This is a genomic window from Agriterribacter sp. (genome assembly GCF_035444585.1).
Lineage (GTDB): Bacteria > Bacteroidota > Bacteroidia > Chitinophagales > Chitinophagaceae > Agriterribacter.
The window spans coordinates 11244-33842 of sequence record NZ_DAOMOZ010000014.1 but is presented as its reverse complement, the minus strand read 5'-3'; the positions used below and the strand labels follow the sequence as shown (position 1 = coordinate 33842).

Here is a 22599-nt window from a genome sequence, read left to right as displayed (position 1 = left end):
TTGTTGTTTTTATTTTCTTTCTGCTACTCTTAGTTTTGCACTCCGGCTTCTGGGGTTTGCGGTTATTTCAGCCTTTGAAGGCAGTATTGGTTTTTTAGTGATGATAAGAAAAGGACTTTCGGGCTTTGTGCCGTACAGCGAGTCGGTTGTTGTTTCTTCAAAACTTCCGCTCCGGAAAAAATGCTTTACCATCCTGTCTTCAATACTTTGAAATGTTATAATGGCTACACGGCCGCCTTTCTTAAGGAGGGAAGGGAGTTGTTGCAGCATTTCCCGTAAGGACCCCATTTCATCATTCACTGTAATGCGCAAAGCCTGGAATACCTGGGCAAAGTATTTGTTAGGATTACCTTTCACCACCGGGGAAACTGCATTTTTAAATTCATTAACCGTTTTAATGGATACCAGTTGCCGCTGCTGTACGATTGTTTTAGCCAGGGTTTTGGCGTTCGTAACCTCGCCGTACTGTTCAAACATTTTATGCAGCTCCTGTTCGGTATAGCTGTTGAGTATGCCGGCAGCAGTGAGTTCCTGGCGCTGATCCATGCGCATGTCTAACAGCGATTCATCAAAGCGGGTGGAAAACCCCCGTGCGGCTTTATCGAACTGGTGGCTCGATACACCAAGGTCGGCTATGACGCCATCTACCTCCTCTATTTTATGAAGCCGCAGGAATTTTTTAAGATGGCGGAAGTTATGCGGTACAAATGTGATCCGGGGATCATCGGGTATATTGAGCCTGGCATCCTCATCCTGGTCAAAAGCAATTAACCTGCCTGCCTGGTTCAATTCACGCAAAATAGCCCCGCTGTGTCCTCCACCGCCAAAAGTGCAGTCTGCATATACCCCCCCGGGTTTAACCTGCAGGGCACTAACCAATTCGCGGGCTAAAACAGGTATATGATATGGTTGATCCATAATGGTAAATTAAAGGTGAAAAGCCAGCGTGGAAATGGTTGTTTCCGCTTTGACCTTTCACCTTTTGACACTGTAATAAATTATACCTGCCCGCTTTTATCCGTCATTACGTCCTGAGCCAACTGGCTGAATGCTTCGGGTGAAAAAGTGTCAAAGAACTGCTGATACTTACTTTTATCCCAGATTTCAATTTTATCGAAGGCCGAAACCAACACAATGTCTTTTTCCAGTCCGGCGTATTCCATCAAATTTTTGGGTAACAATAATCTCCCCGCACTATCCATCTCCACGGTTATCCCATTTAAAAAGTAGCGGCGGAATTCGCGTACTTTTGGGTCAAAATCACTTTTTCTCCCTATGTCTTCAAAAATCGGTTCCCAGTTTTTCATCGGGTACAGGGTTAAGCAACGCTCAAATCCCCTGTTAATAAAGAAGCTACCGGTTTCCCCCTCCGGGATTTGCCTTTTAAATCCTGTTGGAAGGAGAAACCGACCTTTTGCGTCCAGAGTAGCTTCATATTCCCCTAAAAACCGTATCATTTATAAAGAGTTATGCGTAATTCCCATTTATTCCCACAAAATAACACATTTTCCCACCTTTAACGCAGGTTTTAAATCAATTATTTTATCCACAGTAAACTTTTTTTTAAAAACCCTTTACTACAAAGCGTTTAAGCTGCTTTTAGGCAGCTCATTCGCTTATAAAACCTGCAAATAATGTGAATAGCTGTGGATAAGTGTGAATTATTGCTGAGGATGGCTGGACTGCCTGCTAATTATATTTCGATACCGGAGGCATCACCTGTTCACTTTGGAGGGGTTGTTACGGGATTGAGCAGGTTTCAATTAAGCCAAATGGGTTTAATTTGCAAAAAATTACGGCTGCGTATTTATTCAATGGATCCGAAACAACTCCAGATCAAAGACTTTACCTATACTTTACCTGAAAACAGGATCGCCGTTTATCCCCTGGCGGATCGCGATGCTTCAAAACTGCTGGTATATAAGCGGGGAAATATTTCCGAAGATGTATACCGCAACATTGCCCGGCATTTGCCGGAAGAAGCTTTTCTGGTACTGAACGATACGCGGGTGGTGGAAGCAAGGCTGTTGTTTCAAAAGGCAACAGGAGGAAATATTGAGATATTTTGCCTGGCGCCCCATACGCAATATGCCGATATTACCGCTGCCATGCTTCAAAAGCATAGGGTATGGTGGAACTGCCTTATTGGTGGCGCCTCCAAATGGAAGCGGGGAACTGTGCTGGAAAAGAAGGTCGCTGCCGGTAAGGGCACCATTGTTGTGCAGGCTTCCGTTGCAGAACGATTGCCAGACAGCTTTACGGTGGAAATGCGCTGGGAGCCCGGCAACCTGTCATTTGCCGAAGTCTTGCATTATGCAGGCACCATTCCCCTTCCTCCTTATATAAAGAGGGAGGCCGATAAAGAAGATGAGGAGAGATATCAAACCATTTACGCCCGGCAGCAGGGTTCGGTTGCTGCGCCCACGGCAGGACTGCATTTTACAGAAAACATCTTTCAGTCTCTTGGCAAAAAGCATATTGAGCATGATTTTGTAACGCTTCATGTAGGCGCAGGCACTTTTAAGCCGGTGAAATCGGAAAGCATGAAAGATCATGTTATGCATGCAGAGTTTATGGATGTGCGGTATGAGACCATTGAAAAATTACTTCAAAGCACCGGTAAAATTTTTTGTGTGGGCACAACTTCGCTGCGCACTGTAGAAAGCCTGTACTGGATGGGCGTTAAATTAAAAAGAAATGCAGGTCTTGCTGTTAACGACCTGCCCATAACGCAATGGGAAGTATATGAAGAGCTTGCCGCATATAAAATACCTGCCCGCGAATCGTTAAAGGCAGTGTTGAAGTGGATGGAGCAACGGAGTATGAAAAGGCTTATTACTCAAACCCGGATCATAATAGCACCGGGATATGATTTTAATATTATTTCCGGGCTGATCACCAATTTTCATCAGCCGAAATCTACCTTACTGTTGCTGGTAGCGGCGATTACCGGCAACGACTGGGAAAAAGTATACCGGTATGGGCTGGAAAATAATTTCAGGTTTTTAAGTTACGGCGATGGTTGTTTGCTGTTTACCTGAGCAGCGGGAACTCAAGCGTAAATATGGAGCCTTTACCGGGAGCACTTTCAACTTTTATTTTTCCGTTCTGAGCTTCCACCATGGCCTTAACGTAGCTTAACCCCAGCCCAAAACCCTTAACGTTGTGGAGGTTACCGGTATGCGCCCTGTAAAATTTTTCAAATATCCTGTTCACTGTTTCTTTGCTCATGCCAATGCCATTGTCCTCAATTTTTATGCGGATCGCATTACCCGTATTTTGCGTGCATATGCGGATATGGAGCCCACTATCTTTTGAATATTTAATGGCATTGTCTATAAGGTTGCTCAGCAGGTTGGTAAAATGTACTTCATCGGCTTCTATAACGTCATTTGCGGCGCCGGTGTTCAGTTCTGCTTTGCCGTTCCTGTACTCCATCTGCAGCCTGAAATTATCCGCCACGCGGTTAATAACTTCATGAACATGCTGCGGTTTCATGTTAAGCTGCATTTCCTGCTTGTCGAGCAAAGCTGCCTGCAATATGGTTTCCACCTGCTTGTTCATCCGTTTGTTCTCATCTTTTATAATGCTGCTGAAGTAATCCATTTTTTCCCTGCTTCGCCATACTTTATCGTTCTTTAATGCATCTACTGCCAGCGATATGGTAGCCAAAGGAGTTTTAAATTCGTGGGTCATGTTGTTGATGAAATCGCTTTTGATCTCGCTCAGCTTTTTTTGCCGCAGCATGGTTCTAACCGTAATGAAAAATGCCGTGCAGATCACAAGTGTGAACAATACGGAGCCCGTGATCATCCAGCTCATGGATTTCAGCAAAAAGCTTTCTACATTCGGAAAGATCACCCATAGTTCCTCATCTGCAAACAACCCTTCGGCAATGCTTCCGGTAGGCGCCGAAAGCGGAAACACAAAGGCACGGCTCCGGGAAGTGTCGGCCAGCAATTTGCTGAAATTAAGGGTTTGCATTTCATAGTTATTGGTAATGCTGTTGTTGTTAAGTATGGCAAATTCGAAATTTGTTTTTTTTAACCCGTGTTTTTTTAATGATATTTTCAACTTGTCATATATCTGGTTGGGCGTATACCGTTGGGAAACCGTAGGCATTTTAAGCAACTTCAAAAACTGGTCGGAAGGCCATTCGGGCGATAATTTAGGGAATCCTGCAGAAGGGAACCTGCTCGTTTGTTCTGCTATTTCCTGTCCCACTTCACTTACAGCCAACTGGATATTCTGCTCAAGCTGTTCGTTTTTAATGATAAGGGCATTTTTAATAGACATGATCTGCACTACGATAATGCCAATAAGCGAAAGGGTTATAAGAACAATGATCAGTAAGTAGATTTTCTTCATCGGCCTGTAAAATTACTTTGATATTGACCCGGGTTTAATTTAAGCAAGTGATTTAACGCAATTTTACACAAGATAAGGTTACAGGGAACGGTTGCCGTTGGCAAGTATACAAAAATCAGCAAATTGTTCGTATATTATCTGTTAAAACTTAGTTTATAAACAGGTTGCGCTTTTTTAAATGATTTTTACAGTTTTAATTGCAGTCCAATATTTTCTATACTAACTTAGAACAAATGCTTAAACCTTCGGCGGGTATATTATTGATTGCAGAACCTTTTCTTAAGGACCCTAATTTTATGCGCACAGTTGTATTGCTATGTGATCATCAGGAAGAAGAAGGGGGTTTTGGTCTTGTTTTAAACAAACATATTAAGCACAATATCGGTGAAATAATACCGGAACTTGAGGGCATACAAATACCGGTCTTTTTTGGAGGACCGGTACAGTCCGATACGCTTCATTTTTTGCACGTTTGTCCCGACCAGATCCCCGGCAGCCATGAAGTAACAGATGGCATTTACTGGGGCGGAGATTTTGGGATCGTTAAAGACCTGCTGCTAAAAAAGAAGCTCAACCAAAAAAAAATTCGGTTTTACATAGGTTATTCAGGCTGGGGCAATAACCAGTTGAATGAGGAGTTAAAAAGCAAAAGCTGGCTTACCACAATGGCCAGGCGGGACATTGTATTTAACTACAACGCCGGAGACATCTGGAAGGAATCGCTCAAATTACTTGGCGACGAATATAGTTTAATGTCCAATTTTCCTATTGATCCGCAATTGAATTAAAAAAAGTCCTCCGGCATTTACCAGGAGGACGCACACCCACGATCCGGTTATTTTATTTGAGGGGAAATTTTATACCTGCATATACTCCCCAGTTGTTTAAATCTTTTGCATCTCCGTACGCAAAGGGCATGAAATTATATTTAGCGCCTGCGGTAAATGCCGATGCCCCATGTCTGCTGAAAGGTATCATGATGCCTGCCTCGGGTGAAGCGGCAAAATAGATGCCCGACTTACCGCTTGCAAACTCACCGAGATATTGGTTGTACGATACAAAATTACCACCTGCGCCAACGCCTATGTATGGTTGTACGATTCCTGAGGGAACCAGGTTGTACCTTCCCTTTACCATTACGGGTATGGTTTGTATAGAATTGGTAAGCACTGCCGAAATGTTACCGTTCTTGATATCATATATCTGCCGGGGATATTTCTGGTGGTAATCTGCGAAACCCGCTTCCAGTCCCAGTGAAAGCCGGTCTGTAACGCCATACAATATATTGACATTCCAGCCGCGGAAAGATGTTTTATCTACAATGTCCGATTTAAAATTTCCCACGGGCGTATTTACAGCATAGTTGATATTCATGGTTAGTTTTTGCTGCTGTGCAAAAAGGGGGGATCCCAATCCTGTACAAAGTACAGCGATCAAAAATATTTTAAACGATTTCATGACTGTTCATTTTATTTGTTCAACTGCATATTTTTACTGGTTGTTTTTGATGTACGGCGACTGATCAAATAATGCTTTCACCTGCGAAGCGGCAGTTGAAGCATTGAATATTGCTTCTCCTCTTATCAGCCCGTTCCATACACCTTCAATTTTCTTATTGCTGTTTGCGTCTTTAAGATCAACCATATCTATCGATAACGCCCCTTCGCGTATCTGGTATATCGCGTAGGAAGTATAGGGAAAATAATAATCATAGCCGCCATAGCCCCAATAATAGGGGTCCCAGTACCTGTTGTAATAACCCCAGTACGAAGGATAGCTGATCACACCTGTTTGGCCATTAAATACACTGCTGATGTTTATGCCAAGGTCGGGATGATCGTCTTTCCCTACCAGTTCATAGCCACGCTGCTGCATATTGTCTTTTATGGCTTGAAGAAAAGCTGCATCTGTTTCTGTCAGGGTCTTTTCCCGGAGCGATCCGTTACTCACCACAGCTACAGAATCTGAAATGCTGTATGTTTTGAAAGCCTCAAAGTTTACAGTGCTGTCGTAATTGGTAATATAAATCCGGCTTTCTTCATTGGTCATGTTCTTTAAGGGATCTTTTGTACAGCTACCCAGCAGCCCAATGCAAACAACACCCGCTGTAAGCGCCATGTATATTTTATTCGGTTTCATATTTTGTTGTTTTTAATAGTACAGACACCGCCAGAACCAAAATGTTTAATTGTTGGTAAAGAGTATTAACAATGCTGTAACGTTGTAATAGTTTCTACTTATTCATTTATGGCTTAAATACTGATTCGTGCTGTTTTTGTGATTTATTTGCGGGCAGGTACGGAAGTTGTTTTGTTTTTATGTAATTTCCTTATGTTAAACCTTATGTTCAAGAAGGAAATACATATGACGTTTATTAAATCAAACGCTGCTTGTCATTTTTGATGCGATTATCTACAGGGAAAATACTGCTGCTTTCACTTTTTATTATTGCTGTTACGGTTTTTTTGGCCGTATACATGTCTATATGGTATCTCGTAACGGTGCTGCTGATAGCGCTTATGGTTATGCTCACACAAAAGCTGAGGGGGGATGTGCTTTTTGGAAAAAGGGCAGATGCGGTTATACAATACAATGCCCTGCTGATGAAGCACATTCACGATGCAGTAGTATCTACGGACAAAAACTTTGTTGTCGTAAGCTGGAACCATAAGGCAGAACTTCTTTCGGGCTGGAGCGAAGCGGAAATAAAAGGCAAAAAAGTTACGGACGTGATAAAGGCCGTATACGAAGATGCCTACGAAACGACTATCGTAAAGGAATTGCTGAGAAACGGATCCTGGGAAGGTGAAACCATCTTTCATAAAAGGAATGGAGACCGGGTAGCTGTATTGCTTTCTTCGGCAGTGATAAAAGACAGCAATGGTAAAATGAAAGGGATCGTAGCCATTGTAAGGGATATCAGCGCTCAGAAGCAGTTGGAGGGGCAGTTAATGAAATTTAACCTGGAGCTGGGTAAGCAGGTTGAGAACCGCACACTGGAAGTAAAACGCGTGGTAGATCAATTGCTGGCATCCGAAAAAAAATACAAATTATTGTTTGAGCACAACCCCCTACCCATGTGGATGGTAACCATGCCGGACTTGAATATTGCAGATGTGAATGATGCCGCGGTGCATCATTATGGTTATGCAAGAAACGAATTCTTAAAACTGAATCTCAGGGATATACATCCGCAGTCGGATGTGAAAGCTTTTTGGGGTTATATGAAGGAGCGTTCTTCGGGTTATCATAATGCGGGTATCTGGCGCCAGTATAAAAAGAACAGAAATATTATTTTTGTTGAGATATATGCTTACAGCATGCAACTGGAAGGCAGGGATATAAGGCTGATCCTGTCGCATGATATTACTCAAAAAATTGAAGCCGAAAAGAAGCTTAAGCAATCGCTCGGGCAAATACGGATGCTTACGGGCCACCTGCAGGAAGTGCGGGAAGAGGAACGTAAAAACATTGCGAGAGATATTCATGACGAATTGGGGCAGCAGCTCACTGTTTTAAAAATGGACGTATCATGGATCATAAAAAAGCTACAGGATCCTGATGAAGTTTTAGTAGTCCAGTTAAAGGGATTGCTTGATACCATTGACAGCACCATAAAATCTGTTCGCAGGATGTGCTCCGAGCTGCGGCCGGCCCTGCTGGACGATCTTGGCCTGATAGCGGCTATGGAATGGCAGGCACGTGAGTTTGAAAAAAATACCGGTATTGTTGCTGAGCTCACATTGCCGGCTGAAGCGCTGATGCTGGAGCCTGAAATTAAAACAGGCTTATTCCGCATATTCCAGGAATCGCTTACCAATATTGCCCGCCATGCACAGGCGCGGCTTGTTAGGGTGAACCTGCTGGAAAAAGACAACTCGCTTGTATTAAACATCGGGGATGACGGTAAAGGATTCAATACGTCGCTCCTTAATGAGAAGCGTACACTGGGTATTCTGGGAATGGAGGAAAGAAGTTTGATGATGGGAGGAAAATACATAATTAAAAGCGAACCGGGAAGGGGCACAACAGTAAAAGTAACAGTTCCATTGAAAAAGAAAAATACGATTGTCTAAATCCGAAAAACCAGGTTTATGATTAGGATTCTCATTGCTGATGATCATGCTATTGTACGAAGGGGATTAAAACAACTGATCCGTGAAGAATATCCTTCTGCGCAGTTGGCGGGAGCCAAAGATACAGAGGAGCTCATGTCAAAACTAATAGAGGAGCCATGGGATATTGTAATCTGCGATCTCAATATGCCCGGGCGCAGCGGGCTCGATGCGCTCCACCAGATCAAGCATTCTTATCCTTCGCTGCCTGTACTCATTATGAGCATGTATCCCGAAGACCAGTATGCCCTGCGGGTGTTAAAAGCCGGTGCTTCGGGCTATTTGGGTAAGGATAATATTCATGAAGATATTATTAAGGCAATACATACTGTTTTACTGGGAAAAAAATTCATTACACCTTCTGTAGCCGAGAAATTAGCGCAGGCCTTTGGATCCAAAAACCAGGAGCTCAACCTTCACGAAAGACTTTCAGACCGTGAGTTTGATGTGTTTAAGCTTCTGGCCGCAGGAAAAGCCGTTTCTGATATTGCAGAGCAGCTTTCATTGAGCGTTACCACGGTAAGTACCTACCGGTCGCGCGTACTCGAAAAAATGGATATGAAATCAAATGCCGACCTTACCCGTTATGCTCTTAACAATAACATCATCTGATGTTGTGAGGTGTGAGGTATCGGCTTTCGGCTTGCAGTGAGTACAGTTCGGGATCCATGTCTTAAACCGACGGCTTACTACTCACTACTCACTATTCACTACTCACTATTGACTATTCACTTTCCCCGCCGGCCCCCCATCACTGTAGTAGTTTATCTACAAATTTTCGGCTTTTCACTCTACACTTCACGATGCGGGAGTTGCCTATTTTTCTACCGGCGTTCAAGGCCGCGTAAACCGTATGCTCAGGATATTAATTGCAGATGATCATGAATTTATCCGTAAAGGACTGAAACAAATACTTACGGAAGAATATCCTGATGTATATATAGAGGAGGCGGAGGATACTGCAACCGCGGTGGCCAAGGCTTTTTCAGGCCCCTGGCACCTGGTGATAACAGATATATCCATGCCGGGCGGGGGAGGGCTGGAGGCGCTGAACCGTATTAAACAACGATTGCCCCAAATACCTGTGCTGGTATTGAGCATTTATCCCGAAGATCAGTTTGCCTTGCGGGTGCTGCTTGCCGGGGCTTCGGGATATCTGAATAAAGATTCCGCACCTGAAATACTGATCAGGGCAGTAAAAACGATCCTTGCAGGCGAAAAATACCTGTTGCCCGGAGTAGAAGTGTTGCCGCATATGCTGTTGAATGTTCAGGAAACCATTGTTTTCAGATGGCTCGCTAATGAAAGAACGGTTGCCGAAATTGCCACATTCATGTTGCTCGAAGCACACGAAGTAGATGCTATCCGGCAGCGTGTGCTTCAAAAGATGAATTTGCAGACCAACGGGCAGTTGGCAGAATACAGCAAAAAAAATAATTTAGCCTGAGCTTCAGGTATTATTTTGAAGCATAATGAGATCTCAATTGATCACGGGATCAATTTGTTATCGAACTGCAATATGTTGGTCTGGTGTTCGTTCAACCTGTATTATCAATATTATGTTCCAATACCTAAAACCTTTACCCCGTTTCTTTGCCGCCTTCCTGGTAATTTTATTTTTTTCCTTTCCCGCATGCAAAAAAGATCTGGCTCCTGAAAAAGGAGAGGTGCTGTCTTTTATCGTTGAAGCCAGTAAAAATGATGCGCTGTTAACCCAGGATATAACCGCTTCTGTTGAAGCCAATAAAATACTGATCCCTGTGCCAGAGGGCATAATGCTGAATAATGTGCACATTACGTGTAATTTTAAAGGCGAGCATCTGTATGTAAATAATGTGATGCTGGACCCTGCCGATAACCATGTGCAGATAAGCAACAATACAGTGCTTACCGTAAGAACAAAAAGCGGCAACCTTTTTGACTATACGATCACTTTAAGCGAGTATAAAGATCCCGAACTGCTGATTAGTGCATATAGCGTAGAAAAAAGTAAAAACCCCGGATTGCGGACAGATGTGCATTTTGAAATTATGGGAGATACTATATACGGGAATTTGGATCCCGGACATCCTATGCTGGTTCCCACATTTTCATCGCTCTCGCAAAATGTAAATATTAACGGAGCCGTTCAGGACGCTGCCGCTCCCGAAATTAACTTCAACGAGAAAGTTGTTTATTCGCTGGTATCTTCAAAGGGATTTAAAAGAAGTTATTTCGTAAAGATCAACTGGAATAAGAAGGTTACCATCCCTCATATATATATCATTACGGAAGGGAATGCAGCCGTTACCTCTAAAGACAACTATGTGCAGGCCGATATTTCCATTGATGGCAGGAACACATATAGCGACTATACCGGTACCACGAGGATCAAAGGAAGAGGCAATTCAACCTGGGGGTATCCTAAAAAGCCTTATCGTTTAAAGTTAGACAGTAAGGCATCATTGCTGGGATTGTCGGCCGAAAAAGACTGGGTACTGCTGGCGAATTATTTAGATGGAACAAACATGCTGAATGCTGTAGCTATGAAAGCAGGAAAACTGTTGGATATTCCGTATACAAATAATATTATTCCTGTTGAGCTAACACTGAACGGAGTGTACCAGGGGCTTTATATGTTTACAGAGCAGGTAGAAGCGGAAAAGAACAGGGTAAACGTTGGTGACGATGGAGTGCTGATTGAGCTGGACACGAACTTTGATGAGCCCTGGCAATTCAAATCGGCTTCCTATAATTTGCCTGTTATGCTGAAATACCCCGATTTAACCGGTGAGGATGAGCTTGCTCCCATCAGGTCGCAATTTGAACAGATGGAAGCGCTTATTGCTGCGCCTGATTTCCCGGATAATAATTATTTAGATTATATAGACGGGGCTTCAGTAGCCGGTTACCTGATTGCATACATGTTAACAGACAATGAAGAGATCAATCACCCTAAAAGCACCTATATACATAAAACAGGTACAGGCAAATATACTATGGGGCCTATCTGGGATTTTGACTGGGCATTCAGCTATGAAGGTTTAAATCATCATTTCAGCTCTTATGACAGGCCTTTATTCTGGTCTTCTTCATCCGGTGGCACCTTGTTTTTTACAAGGCTGCTTTCTGATCCGCAGATCAAAGAGATGATCAGGCAGCGATGGACCGGTTTCAGAGATCATAAGCTTACCGGATTACTGGATTTTGTAGATGAATATTCGGGATCAATAGAAGGGGCGCGTTATTACGACTACCAGTTGTGGAAACGCGGCGGGGCAGATTTTGCAAATGAAACGGTCAATCTTAAAACATGGCTGCAAAACAGGGTTTCTTATTTGGATACGTATATTGAAAGCTTATAGCAATATCTTTTCAATAAAAAGCAGAAAAAGAGGCTGTCTCAAAAGGCGCCTATAGAAAATATGCCACAAAGGCACTAAAACACGAAGAAAATAAAATCTGAAGATCAGAGCTTTGTGTTTTAGTGTCTTTGTGGCAAAACATAGCTATTGAGGCAGCCTCTTTTTACAGAGGGTGTGATCAATACCCGTCATTCTGTGTAAGCTTATCATTTATTCTGATCTCTTCAGCCGGGACAGGGAAAAGAGATTCATTTGCGTTAAAGACATAATCTCCGCCGGAATAGGGAATCCCCTGCCGGGTTACAGTAGGATCGCTTTTTTCCCTTGCAGCGTAAGCATTCAGAAAGCTGGCCAATTCTTCAGGCGTTTTTGTCCGTTTCAGGAAAAACCAGCGATCATTTTCAAATGCAAATTCAACTCTCCTTTCATGATCAATTGCTGTTCTGAGGGTTTCCTTATCCAGTCCGCTTAATGGGCTGAGCCCTGCCCGCGTTCTTACCCGGTTCAGATATTGATAGGCATCGGAAGGCCCGCTTTGTTCGTTAATAGCCTCTGCCAGCATGAGCAGAACGTTTGAATAACGAAAGACAAACCAGTTGTCATCAGTTCTTCCATAAATAGCATGAGGATGAGCGTACTTTTTAATATAGGGAACAACGTCTCCTGTGATAGGACTGTGGAAGTCTAAGCCGATAGAAGCCGCTTTCCGTAAATCTCCGTCTTCATACGATTCGATCAGATCCTTGGTTGGAATACCCCATCCGCCGGGGTTGCTTTGTGGCCATCCGGTGATGGCATCTTTAGATAACCTGGGCGCAAATGTATAAATAAAGCCACTCCATTCGCCGAGATCATTGCCGCCCTGGTACTGCACTTCAAATATGGATTCCACACTGTTCTTATTATTCGGATCGAATACATCAGCATAAGAGGTCAGCAGGTCATAGCCTAACGGTAGTACCTCACTAAGTGTATTAACAGCATCGGTATATTGTTTTTTAGTCAGATACAGTGTTCCCAGCAAGGTCAAAGCTGCACCTTTAGTGATCTTACCTTTACTCGTTGCATCGTAATTTACAGGCAGCAACGCAACAGCATCTTTAGCGTCATTCTCTATCTGAGCATAAACATTACTTTGCGACTCCCTCACATATTCCCATGCTTTAGTAGGATCATCAAGCGCTTCGGTAATAAGTATTACATCTCCAAAGTAGCGGGTAAGGTTAAAATAGTAATACGCTCTTAGAAATTTTAATTGTCCTTCTACAGCTTTTACGGACGGATCTGATATATCAGGCAGCTTAGATAAAGTATAATTGATGTTAAAGAGCGAATTGTAGTACTTATTATACATGGTACGGATGTTCGGCGTACCCGGATTGAGTACCCAATACTCAAACTGCTCCCTGTTGGAAGCCTGTCCGCGGTCGTCCGGGTTAAAGTCAACAGTAGTGTTATCGCTTGTCAGTTCGCTGTACAGCCATTCGTCGTTGATAATATCCTGTAACTGTCCGTAGATACCGTTCAGCGCACGGTCAATCTGCGACTGATCCTGATAAAAGGTATTGACGCCAATCCTGGTGGGATCTGTTTTATTAAGAAACTCCTTATTACATGAAAACTGGGTTAAACCAATAATAAGGCTTGCTATAATAATAGTTGTCTTTTTCATTGTAAAAATTTTGAATGAGCTTAAAAAGTTAAATTGGCTCCTACCGCAAATGTTCTTGGTACCGGATAAGCCTCATCGTCATTCCCGGGATTGATCCCGCCACGGAGATCGATATCCGGGTTGTTGCCAGGGTAGTTTGTGAACAGGAATAAATTATTTGCACTTACATACACCCTGAACCCTCTGGGAAGCCATTTCTTTTTAGGAAGTGTGTAGCCCAATGTAATGTCCTTTATCCATATATGGCTGGCATCGTGCACATAGCGGGAATTACTTTCTCTCTCCCATTTCCAGAAGTTGGTGGTAGGCCAATATCCTTTTCCGGGATTTTCTTCTGATCTCCACCTGTCCTTACTTTCTTTCAGCACATTGAACACCCCGTCCATATTCATCGTAGAAGATTCAACCTGGCGGAAAATATCATATCCCTGCGCTCCCATTAGCAGAACTGTGAGGTCAAGATTTTTATAATTGCCGCCCAGTGTCAGCCCATAGGTAAATTTAGGCCATGGGTTCCCGATCTCCACCATGTCTGTTTGGTCATACTGGATCACTCCATCACTGCTTGCATCCCAATAGATGAAAGAACCTGGTATGGCACCTTCCTGAACCGGGGCCTTGTCTATTTCCTCCTCGTTTTGGAAAATCCCCAGTGTTCTGAACCCGTAAATCATTCCGATGGGCCTGCCTACCTTGGAAACATTATAATTGGAGTACAGGTCCCCGGTCCACAGTTCGTCATTTTCTCCCCGGATAGCCAACACTTTATTCCTGTTAAATGAAATATTAAAATTACCCCAAAGATTTACAGCCCGGATATTGGTTCTGTATCCCAGGGCAAACTCCAAACCTGTGTTCTGCACTTTTCCTACATTACCGAGGCTGCTGGTAAATCCCGAAATCGCAGGCAACTGAATGGAAAGCAGCATATCGCTGGTTAGCTTACGGTAATAGTCTGCTGTGAATGTTAATTTTCCGTCAAGCGTTGACAGGTCGAGGCCTATATCCAACTGGCTTGATTTTTCCCATCCTAATTTCGAATTCGCAAAAGAGCTTATTATCACGCCGCTTGCAAACTGATCCCCCAGGATATAGTTGCTGGGATTTAAAAATGAGAGGCTCGAATAATTTCCAATATTGTTATTGCCTGTTTCTCCCCAGCTGGCTCTTAATTTTAAATCGTTCAGCCAGGAGATATCTGACATAAACGATTCATCTGAAATCCTCCATCCAACAGACAATGCGGGAAAGTTACCGTAACGGTTGTTTAGCCCAAACCTGGAGCTGCCTTCCCGCCTGAAAGTGCCTGAAAACAGGTACCGTCCTTTATAAGAGTAATTTATCCGGGTAAAATATGCCAGGAGGCTCCACCCGTTTTCGCTGGAAGTAGAAGACTTCAGGGTTGCTGCACTAAGAAAGGGAGTAAGATCATCGGGGAACTGGCTGCCCGAGCCGGAAAGACCTTTAAAAGTTTCTTCCTGTGCAGAATAACCCAGCAGCACATCCAGGCGGTGTTCACCAAAATGATTAGCATATGTGAGCAACTGGTCTGCACTTAAATTTATCGTTCTGTTGGCATCATTACTTGAGCTGGCATCCCTTGGAGGCGGCGCATTTACCCCTGCAATAGTGGAAGGAACGTATTGTTTAAAGGAATAATAATTTAAGCGGGCGTTTACAGCAGACTTAAATTTAAAATGCTTTAAAAAAGACAATTCCACAAACCCGTTGGCCAGTATATCCCCTATGTTCTTTCTTCTCAATACTTCTTTCAGGTTTTGTACGGGATTGGGAAATCCAAAAACACCATCGTGCCCGCCAATATACTGGTTAAATGTCCCGTCTTCATTATACACCGGTTCGCGTGGGTCGGCTAACAAAGTGCTTCCCACTGCATTAGCCCTGCCTTCAGTGCCAAAATCCCAGTTAAGCTCTGCGTAAGAAGCCGCAAGATTTAATCCCATGTTGATGAAGCTGTTCACTTTTCCGTCAACATTTGCCCGAACAGAATAGTTCTTATAATCACTGCCAATCAAAGCACCTTTCTGATCTATATATCCAACCGATACCAGCGATTTAATATCCCCGTTACCCTGTGAAAAAGTAATATTATAATCCTGGTAAGGTGCATTATCGTTCAGTATTTCATCAAGCCAGTTGGTAGAATATTTTGTTTGCTCGGGATAACGGAAATCCATCGGTACTTCATCAATGTCAGGCTCTCTGTTTTCGAAATACCGGATTTTGTCCATGAATGCGTCTTTTTTGAACTGCGCAAATTCTTGTCCGTTCAGCACTTTCGTTTTTCTGGAATCCGGTACATTCTGAACACCGTAATTAGCGGTAACATTTAAACTTGCCTTTCCTTCCTGGGCGCGCTTGGTAGTAATTAAAACCACGCCGTTTGAGCCTCTCGCTCCGTATATGGCAGTAGAAACAGCATCTTTTAATATCGTTATGTTTGCAATATCATCAGGGTTTAAATTTTGTCCGATGGAAGTGCCTACCGGGAAGCCATCCACCACGTACAAAGGATTACTGCTTGCGCCTAATGAACCTAACCCCCGCACGGTAACCTGGAATTCTCTGCCCGGCGAGCCGGTGGTTTGCTTTACAGCTACGCCCGGAGCCGTACCCTGTAAAAGTTTGGTCGCATTAGTGGAAGAGAAATCTTTTAGTTTGGTTACGTCAATGGAGGAAATAGCACCAGTTATGTTTCTTCTTGTCTGTGTTCCATAGCCAACCACTACTACTTCCTCCAGCCCTTTATCTGAAGCAATGAGCCGGACGGTTAGAGTGCTGCTGTTGGCCACCACTTCCGTTTCCTGGAATCCCACGGAGCTGAAAACGAGCGTTGCGCCCCTGGGTATCGTGATGGTAAAGCTTCCTTCTTCATTCGTGGTTGTTCCGTTTGGTGTGCCTTTAACCGTAATTGTTACACCGGGTAAGGCGCTGTTGTTCGATGCGGCAACCACCTTCCCGGAAATGGTAAGATCCTGCTGGGCATAAACACCGGCATGGAAGAGCATGGCTAGAAAAAAAGCCATAATGCATTTACCTCCTGACGAGGTTGAATAAACATTTTTAACCATAAAAGTTGTTTTGATGTTGAAAAATAGAACCTGTATGTAATTTGGCAGTAGATATTAAGTTTGCTATACAGCATACTACCGGGTATCAGGGAGGGGAAGGGTAGATAAAGGTATTATGGTGTTTGGCGTATATATTATATAATGCTGACCTGCAGGGAACCGGCAGGCTGGGGTAGTGATGGTGTTTAGGATAAAAAGAATATGCGGTTGCTGGCGATATGTAGATTGCATATTTCCTCATATGGCAGTTGTTATTTCTTTGTCTTTCCGGCTGACCGGAAGAAGCTGAACGCTGGTAAAAAAGATTATCGGCAAGAAAAATAAATCGGGAAGGAAGCCAGCCCATCCTGCACTGTCCTGTAGAAAAATACCCCGCAGGATAAAAAAATCTTCTCTTTCTTATCTTTTTAAAAAAATAAAAAATGGACTTTTCTGTATGAGCATATTACAACAAGATCAGTTTTTGCGCTCCATTTTTTTTCTGAACTCCGCAGGTGAGCTGCCGGTTTTTTCTTTGAACAGTTTTGAAAAGTAGAATGTAGATTTAAAATTCAGGTTGAAAGCAATTTCTTTTACCTGCATGGCAGGGTCGGCTAAGAGTATTTTTGCTTTTTCAATTTTCAGTTGCAGCAGGTATTGATGCGGCGCGATGCCGGAGTAAGCTTTAAAGGCTTTGCGGAACCAGGCATAACTAACGTTCAGTTCTTCCGCAACATTTTCGATAGTAATGACCTGGTCAATATGCGTTCTGAAAATGATCCTCGCTTTATTGATAATGGATTCGGTAATGTCTTCCGACTTGTAATTGTTTTGTCTCACAAGCGTATGGATCTGCCCGAGCAAATGCATTACAATGCCCGCCACCATTGGCTGATATCCTGTTTTCTCATTTTTTGTTTTTTCAATGATCTCAAGCATGAGATTGATGATGCTATCATGAATGCCTACGCGTAGCGTGGCCTTGCGGCGGTTAAAAAATTCCTGCTGTATAAGGTTGTCCATAATGGGCCCTTTAAAGCCTACCCAGTATTCATCCCAGCCTGTTTTTTCATTGGGCTTAAAGCGATGCCATTCACCGGGAAACAACAGCAGCACAGTTCCTTCTTTTATGATATTTTTCCTGCAGGTTGCAGATTCAAAAATACCTTCACCTCTGGCTATATAAATTACCTGGAACTCATCCAGTATTCTTCCTTTGGTCCATGTAAAATAATGGTGTGCGGGATGTTGTAAGGAAGGATAAATTTCATTTTCCGGGATCCTGTTGCAACCCGCGCTCAAAACATGTAATCCCCAGCTTTCGTCTTCATCGCTGGTAGGGAGGTATTTGTAATAGTTGATCATGTATGCGATAATTATATATCAGGATGTATATCTTAAATATCAAATTGTGTATCTCAGTGTGTCTTTATCCAGGCTGCTTTTTACCGGGATGTACTTCATCAGCCTTGTCACCGGATTGCCTATCCAACGATGCAGAGCGCTGTTCGCAATGATCGTACCGCGCCTGCGGGATTTTATATCAGGATGCGTATCTGAAATATCAAATTGTGTATCCTCTTTTATGTTTTTTCATGATACTTTCATGCCTCAGAACAATGCGATGTAATAACCGCACCGGTATACAAACGGTAATGGCGCTATTGTTCGCATTGTGTTTATTAAGATAATGATTTTTCTGAGTGATTTTAAATATTCAATTATGTTCAGGTCTTTACTGTTTGCAGCGATATTTTTCCTGGCAATAATGATCGATCCGTTTTATAGCCGCTCTCAAACAACCGGCAGCAATGCAAATAACAATACATTTAAATATTTGCAGAAAGGATTTGCATCGCCGGGTAAAGCATACGGCAGCGCGCCGCTTTGGGTATGGCATACCAAAGTAACCAAAGCCATCATAGATTCCATGATGCAGGAGTTCAAACAAAATGCGTTTGGCGGTATAATGGTCCACCCCCGGCCGGGACTCATTACCGAGTATTTATCTCCCGACTGGTTCAGTCTGTATCAATATACCATACAAAAAGGGAAAGCATTGGGACTGGATGTATGGATATACGATGAAAATTCTTACCCTTCGGGGTTTGGCGGTGGCAATGTTCCCGACCAGATGCCGGAATCGTATAACCAGGGACAGATGCTGCATATGATAAAGACAACAGCATTGCCTGAGCAAACAGATGATATTTTCATCGCTCTGAAAGAAGACAATGGAAGCTTTATTGATATCAGCGCCCGCCTGGATCTGGAAAAAGACAAGCCGGGAAATTATTACCTCTTTAAAAAAGCGTTTTATCAAAAGCAGGCGGGTACCGTTGGCCCTCCTGAATTCCCATACGTTGACCTCATGGTGAAAGGGGTTACCGAAAAGTTCATTGAAGTAACCATGAAAGGATATGAAAAGATCGCAGTTAATGAATTTGGGAAAACAATTCCCGGACTGTTTTCGGATGAGCCCAGCATCCCTTCGCACGGTGCGGGCAATGTACGGTGGACTCCCGACCTTTTCAGCAGCTTTAAACAAAACTGGGGATACGACCTGCAAACCCATCTTCCATCCCTCTTTGAGGAAACGGGCGACTGGAAAAAAATAAGGCACAATTACCAGCAAACGCTCTTACAACTGTTTATTGACCGGTGGTCGAAGCCCATGCACGCTTATACCGAAAAGCATAACCTGAAATGGACGGGACATTACTGGGAGCATGGATGGCCGAACCCCGGGGAAGGACCGGATAATATGGCCATGTACGCGTGGCACCAGCAACCCGGCATTGATATGCTGTTCAACCAGTTCGATGAGGAAAGTCCCAACGCGCAGTTCGGCAATATCCGTTCAGTAAAAGAATTATCCAGCGTAGCCAACCAGCTCAACAAAAAAAGAACGCTCAGCGAAACCTACGGCGGCGGCGGATGGGAGCTTACTTTTAAGGATATGAAGCGGCTGGGCGACTGGCAATATGTGCTGGGTGTTAATTTTTTAAACCAGCATCTTTCCATGATGACGCTGACCGGCGCAAGGAAATACGATTACCCGCAGAGCTTTTCGTACCATACACCCTGGTGGCCCTATTATAAAACGCTGAACGAATATTTTACGCGGCTATCATTTGTACTGTCGCAGGGCAAACAGCAGAACGATATTTTGATCATTGAGCCCACAAGCTCTGCCTGGATGTACGCCGGCCCCGGAAAGCAGCATGCGGGATTGGGCGCCATCGGCAATCATTTCCAGCAATTCATCACCACGCTTGAGAAAGCGCAGGTAGAATACGACCTGGGTTCGGAAAACATTATCAAAGACCACGGCAAAACAAAAGGTAAAAGCTTTATTGTGGGTGAACGGGCTTACAGCACCGTGGTTATTCCGCCGGGAATGGAAAATATAGACGGCGCTACTTACGCGTTACTGAAAGCTTATGCCACTGCGGGAGGCAAGGTGATATTGTTTAACAGGCTGGAACGGATAGACGGTGCGCTAAAGAATGAGCTGCAATATTTCAACGCGCCCAACGATCATATCCTGCAGTTTGCCAGCCTCGATCTGCCCGTTATAGAACAGCAGTTCCGTCAAAGCGATTTTAAGATAACCCCGAACGGACAGGATGCTACCGGCGGCGACCTGTATCATCACCGCAGGTTAATGCATGACGGGCAGATCATCTTTCTTTCCAACGCCAGCATGGAATCGCCTGCAAAAGGAACGGTGTATGCAAAAGGAAAGGACGCTTTGCTGATGGACCCTGCTACCGGCCAAATATCAGACTATCCTGAGCAGGGGCAGGCAGATAAAATATCCCTGCACTTTAACATTCCACCGGCCGGCAGCTTACTGCTTTTTATAGCCGATAAAAAACAGCAGGGCCTGAAAAGCCATTTGACCCCAACAAGCGGATCGGTAGTTAAAGGAACGCCTGTTCAAACCATACGTCCTGCCGAAAATACACTGATGATAGATTTTTGCGATGTAATGCTGGGCGACACCCTTTTAAAAGACACCCATGTAGGTGCAGCATCGCGGGCTGTTTTTACACATTACGGCTTTAACAGGAACCCCTGGAACCACCAGGTGCAGTTCAAAGATCATATTGTGGCAAGAGATACGTTTTCTGTTGGAACAGGGTTTACGGCAACCTATCATTTTACGGTTGACGAACAGGTGAACTTTGAAAAGTTCCGCGCTGTTGTAGAACAGGGAAACCTGTGGACGGAAATTAAAGTGAACGGCAAAACGGTAAAGCCTGCGGCCGGCAAATGGTGGTTAGACAGGTCGTTTGGGGTACTGCCCATTGGCGCGTACCTTAAGTCCGGCGATAATACACTGTCGGTTACAACAAACCCTATGAGCGTATACGCAGAAATTGAGCCGGTATATATACTTGGTGATTTTAACCTGGCGCCGGCTGCAAAAGGGTGGCGGATCGTGGCTCCCAAACCGCTTCAGCCGGGGAGCTGGAAGGAGCAGGGTATGCCGTTATATGGATTTGGCGTAAGCTACGTTAAAGAATTCAACCTTGAACACACCGGCGGGCGGTTTGCGCTCCATCTGGGGGAATGGGAAGGAACGGTGGCTGCAGTAAAAGTAAACGGTAAGCCGGCAGGCATTGTATTTTCGGAGCCTAATACCTTAAACGTTACCAAATACCTCAAAAAAGGGATGAACCGGGTAGATGTTGAAGTGATCGGCAGTCTTAAAAACCTGTTGGGCCCGCATCACAATAACCCCAAACCGGGCATGGTTGGACCGGGGCATTGGTGGAATATAAAGTCATATCCCCCCGGCGAAGCTTATGATGTGTATGATTACGGATTGATGAGTGATTTTCAGTTGTTGCAGTATGCAGGCAAATGAGCTGCTTATCCGTTATATAAATCTTAAATCAAAAATTTCAAATCTCAAATCAAGCATATGACGCCTACCCTTAAGATTGGATTGTTCGGAATAGGGCTTGAAGCATACTGGGAGCAATTCGAGGGGCTGCAAAGGCGGCTTTCGGGTTATGTGGATATTGTTGCCGGCAAGCTAAAAACATTCGGCGCTGAAGTGATCAACCTGGGATTGATAGATACCCCCGCGAAGGCGTTTGAAGCCGGTCACAGCTTTCGTACGGAGGATGTAGATCTTATATTTTTATATGTTACCACGTACGCCTTATCGTCTACGGTGCTGCCGGTAGTGAAGCGTGCAAAGGTTCCTGTGATCGTGCTCAACCTGTCGCCCAAAGCGGCTGTAGATTATGAGTGGTTCAACAGGCTGAATGACCGTACGCAGATGACAGGGGAGTGGCTGGCCTATTGTTCGGCCTGCCCTGTGCCGGAAATAGCGAGCGTGTTCAACCGTTCGGGTATTCCTTTTTACCAGGTTACCGGCATGCTGCACGATGATCCTGTGGTATGGAAAGAAGTGGAAGGCTGGATATCGGCGGCCAAAGTAGCCAATATCATGTATCACAATACCCTGGGTGTGATGGGTAATTATTACGGGGGTATGCTCGATATTTATTCCAACTTCACTTTGCATTGCGCGGTACTGGGCGGGCATATAGAAATCATTGAAGTAGATGAGCTTTCTGCTATCCGCCGGCAGGTAACGGGGCAGGAGATAAAAGACAAATTAAAAGTGTTTGCAGAAGCCTTTGATGTGCAGCCCGACTGTTCGCCATTTGAGCTGGAAAGGGCTGCGCGCACATCGGTTGCACTTGATCAGTTGGTAGATAAATACCGGCTGGGCTCCATGGCCTATTATCATAAAGGTACCGGCATCGCTGAAAATGAAGACACCATGAGCTCTGTTATACTGGGCAATTCGCTGCTTACCGCCAATGGCGTGCCGGTAGCGGGAGAATACGAGGTCAAGAATGCCCAGGCTATGAAAATAATGGACAGCTTTGGCGTTGGAGGGTCGTTTACCGAGTACTATGCCATGGATTTTAACGACGATGTGGTGCTGATGGGACATGATGGCCCGGGCCACCTGGCCATTGCCGAGGGCAAGACCAAAGTAA

Annotated in this window: 16 protein-coding genes; 8 read left to right on the top strand and 8 right to left on the bottom strand. The window is 44.1% G+C overall.

The window, feature by feature from the left end; all coding sequences use genetic code 11:
• Positions 1-9 precede the first annotated feature (9 nt).
• Both rsmH and mraZ read right to left on the bottom strand, forming a co-directional pair.
• Positions 10-918 (bottom strand): 16S rRNA (cytosine(1402)-N(4))-methyltransferase RsmH, encoded by a 909-nt coding sequence (rsmH, locus tag PLH26_RS02825; protein ID WP_324584465.1) that lies wholly within the window; start codon positions 916-918, stop codon positions 10-12.
• 80 nt (positions 919-998) lie between these two features.
• A complete protein-coding gene (gene mraZ, locus PLH26_RS02820) occupies positions 999-1457 on the bottom strand; it encodes a division/cell wall cluster transcriptional repressor MraZ (protein ID WP_324556186.1) in 459 nt (152 codons plus the stop codon).
• A gap of 315 nt (positions 1458-1772) precedes the next feature.
• Between mraZ and PLH26_RS02815 the strand changes: the two genes are divergently transcribed.
• Positions 1773-3041, top strand: coding sequence for an S-adenosylmethionine:tRNA ribosyltransferase-isomerase (locus tag PLH26_RS02815; protein ID WP_324584464.1), 1269 nt, complete (start codon positions 1773-1775; stop codon positions 3039-3041).
• On the opposite strand, the gene PLH26_RS02810 is transcribed toward PLH26_RS02815, so the two are convergent.
• The gene (locus PLH26_RS02810; RefSeq protein WP_324584463.1) at positions 3034-4368 is read right to left on the bottom strand and encodes a sensor histidine kinase; all 1335 of its coding nucleotides are present in this window, start codon (positions 4366-4368) and stop codon (positions 3034-3036) included. The genes PLH26_RS02815 and PLH26_RS02810 overlap by 8 nt on opposite strands.
• A 233-nt stretch (positions 4369-4601) precedes the next feature.
• On the opposite strand from PLH26_RS02810, the gene PLH26_RS02805 reads away from it, so the two are divergent.
• Complete coding sequence (locus PLH26_RS02805) at positions 4602-5156, top strand: YqgE/AlgH family protein (RefSeq protein WP_324584462.1); 555 nt, start codon at positions 4602-4604, stop codon at positions 5154-5156.
• Between the two features lie 52 nt (positions 5157-5208).
• Here PLH26_RS02805 and PLH26_RS02800 read toward each other — a convergent pair whose 3' ends face one another.
• Together PLH26_RS02800 and PLH26_RS02795 are read right to left on the bottom strand one after the other, a co-directional pair.
• Complete coding sequence (locus tag PLH26_RS02800; RefSeq protein ID WP_324584461.1) at positions 5209-5826, bottom strand: outer membrane beta-barrel protein; 618 nt, start codon at positions 5824-5826, stop codon at positions 5209-5211.
• Between the two features lie 33 nt (positions 5827-5859).
• Entirely contained in the window at positions 5860-6507 is a 648-nt protein-coding gene (locus PLH26_RS02795) for a DUF4136 domain-containing protein (protein ID WP_324584460.1), read from the bottom strand.
• Positions 6508-6770: 263 nt separating this feature from the next.
• On the opposite strand from PLH26_RS02795, the gene PLH26_RS02790 reads away from it, so the two are divergent.
• The 4 genes from PLH26_RS02790 (at position 6771) to PLH26_RS02775 (ending at position 11827) form a co-directional block, all read left to right on the top strand.
• Positions 6771-8444 (top strand): PAS domain-containing sensor histidine kinase, encoded by a 1674-nt coding sequence (locus PLH26_RS02790; protein WP_324584471.1) that lies wholly within the window; start codon positions 6771-6773, stop codon positions 8442-8444.
• Positions 8445-8462: 18 nt separating this feature from the next.
• On the top strand, positions 8463-9095 hold the full coding sequence (locus PLH26_RS02785; protein WP_324584459.1) for a response regulator: 633 nt from the start codon (positions 8463-8465) through the stop codon (positions 9093-9095).
• Positions 9096-9336: 241 nt separating this feature from the next.
• Complete coding sequence (locus tag PLH26_RS02780; RefSeq protein WP_324584458.1) at positions 9337-9930, top strand: response regulator; 594 nt, start codon at positions 9337-9339, stop codon at positions 9928-9930.
• Between the two features lie 112 nt (positions 9931-10042).
• A complete protein-coding gene (locus PLH26_RS02775; RefSeq protein ID WP_324584457.1) occupies positions 10043-11827 on the top strand; it encodes a CotH kinase family protein in 1785 nt (594 codons plus the stop codon).
• Between the two features lie 178 nt (positions 11828-12005).
• Here the strand turns inward: PLH26_RS02775 and PLH26_RS02770 are convergent, their stop codons facing one another.
• From PLH26_RS02770 to PLH26_RS02760, 3 genes are all read right to left on the bottom strand, one after another.
• Complete coding sequence (locus PLH26_RS02770; RefSeq protein ID WP_324584456.1) at positions 12006-13499, bottom strand: RagB/SusD family nutrient uptake outer membrane protein; 1494 nt, start codon at positions 13497-13499, stop codon at positions 12006-12008.
• A 20-nt stretch (positions 13500-13519) separates the two neighbouring features.
• Positions 13520-16546, bottom strand: coding sequence for a SusC/RagA family TonB-linked outer membrane protein (locus PLH26_RS02765; RefSeq protein WP_324584455.1), 3027 nt, complete (start codon positions 16544-16546; stop codon positions 13520-13522).
• Between the two features lie 501 nt (positions 16547-17047).
• Positions 17048-17935, bottom strand: coding sequence for an AraC family transcriptional regulator (locus tag PLH26_RS02760; protein WP_324584454.1), 888 nt, complete (start codon positions 17933-17935; stop codon positions 17048-17050).
• Between the two features lie 358 nt (positions 17936-18293).
• Between PLH26_RS02760 and PLH26_RS02755 the strand changes: the two genes are divergently transcribed.
• Together PLH26_RS02755 and PLH26_RS02750 are read left to right on the top strand one after the other, a co-directional pair.
• Positions 18294-21446 (top strand): glycosyl hydrolase, encoded by a 3153-nt coding sequence (locus PLH26_RS02755; protein WP_324584453.1) that lies wholly within the window; start codon positions 18294-18296, stop codon positions 21444-21446.
• A gap of 57 nt (positions 21447-21503) precedes the next feature.
• Positions 21504-22599, top strand: a 1096-nt coding sequence (locus PLH26_RS02750; protein WP_324584452.1) for an arabinose isomerase, incomplete at its 3' end; no start/stop codon positions are given.

What these genes read in the sequence shown, in the direction of transcription:
- rsmH (WP_324584465.1), bottom strand. Translation starts at nt 918, where the DNA reads ATGGATCAACCATATCATATACCTGTTTTAGCCCGCGAATTGGTTAGT.
- mraZ (WP_324556186.1), bottom strand. Translation starts at nt 1,457, where the DNA reads ATGATACGGTTTTTAGGGGAATATGAAGCTACTCTGGACGCAAAAGGT.
- PLH26_RS02815 (WP_324584464.1), top strand. Translation starts at nt 1,773, where the DNA reads ATGGGTTTAATTTGCAAAAAATTACGGCTGCGTATTTATTCAATGGAT.
- PLH26_RS02810 (WP_324584463.1), bottom strand. Translation starts at nt 4,368, where the DNA reads ATGAAGAAAATCTACTTACTGATCATTGTTCTTATAACCCTTTCGCTT.
- PLH26_RS02805 (WP_324584462.1), top strand. Translation starts at nt 4,602, where the DNA reads ATGCTTAAACCTTCGGCGGGTATATTATTGATTGCAGAACCTTTTCTT.
- PLH26_RS02800 (WP_324584461.1), bottom strand. Translation starts at nt 5,826, where the DNA reads ATGAAATCGTTTAAAATATTTTTGATCGCTGTACTTTGTACAGGATTG.
- PLH26_RS02795 (WP_324584460.1), bottom strand. Translation starts at nt 6,507, where the DNA reads ATGAAACCGAATAAAATATACATGGCGCTTACAGCGGGTGTTGTTTGC.
- PLH26_RS02790 (WP_324584471.1), top strand. Translation starts at nt 6,771, where the DNA reads ATGCGATTATCTACAGGGAAAATACTGCTGCTTTCACTTTTTATTATT.
- PLH26_RS02785 (WP_324584459.1), top strand. Translation starts at nt 8,463, where the DNA reads ATGATTAGGATTCTCATTGCTGATGATCATGCTATTGTACGAAGGGGA.
- PLH26_RS02780 (WP_324584458.1), top strand. Translation starts at nt 9,337, where the DNA reads ATGCTCAGGATATTAATTGCAGATGATCATGAATTTATCCGTAAAGGA.
- PLH26_RS02775 (WP_324584457.1), top strand. Translation starts at nt 10,043, where the DNA reads ATGTTCCAATACCTAAAACCTTTACCCCGTTTCTTTGCCGCCTTCCTG.
- PLH26_RS02770 (WP_324584456.1), bottom strand. Translation starts at nt 13,499, where the DNA reads ATGAAAAAGACAACTATTATTATAGCAAGCCTTATTATTGGTTTAACC.
- PLH26_RS02765 (WP_324584455.1), bottom strand. Translation starts at nt 16,546, where the DNA reads ATGGCTTTTTTTCTAGCCATGCTCTTCCATGCCGGTGTTTATGCCCAG.
- PLH26_RS02760 (WP_324584454.1), bottom strand. Translation starts at nt 17,935, where the DNA reads ATGATCAACTATTACAAATACCTCCCTACCAGCGATGAAGACGAAAGC.
- PLH26_RS02755 (WP_324584453.1), top strand. Translation starts at nt 18,294, where the DNA reads ATGTTCAGGTCTTTACTGTTTGCAGCGATATTTTTCCTGGCAATAATG.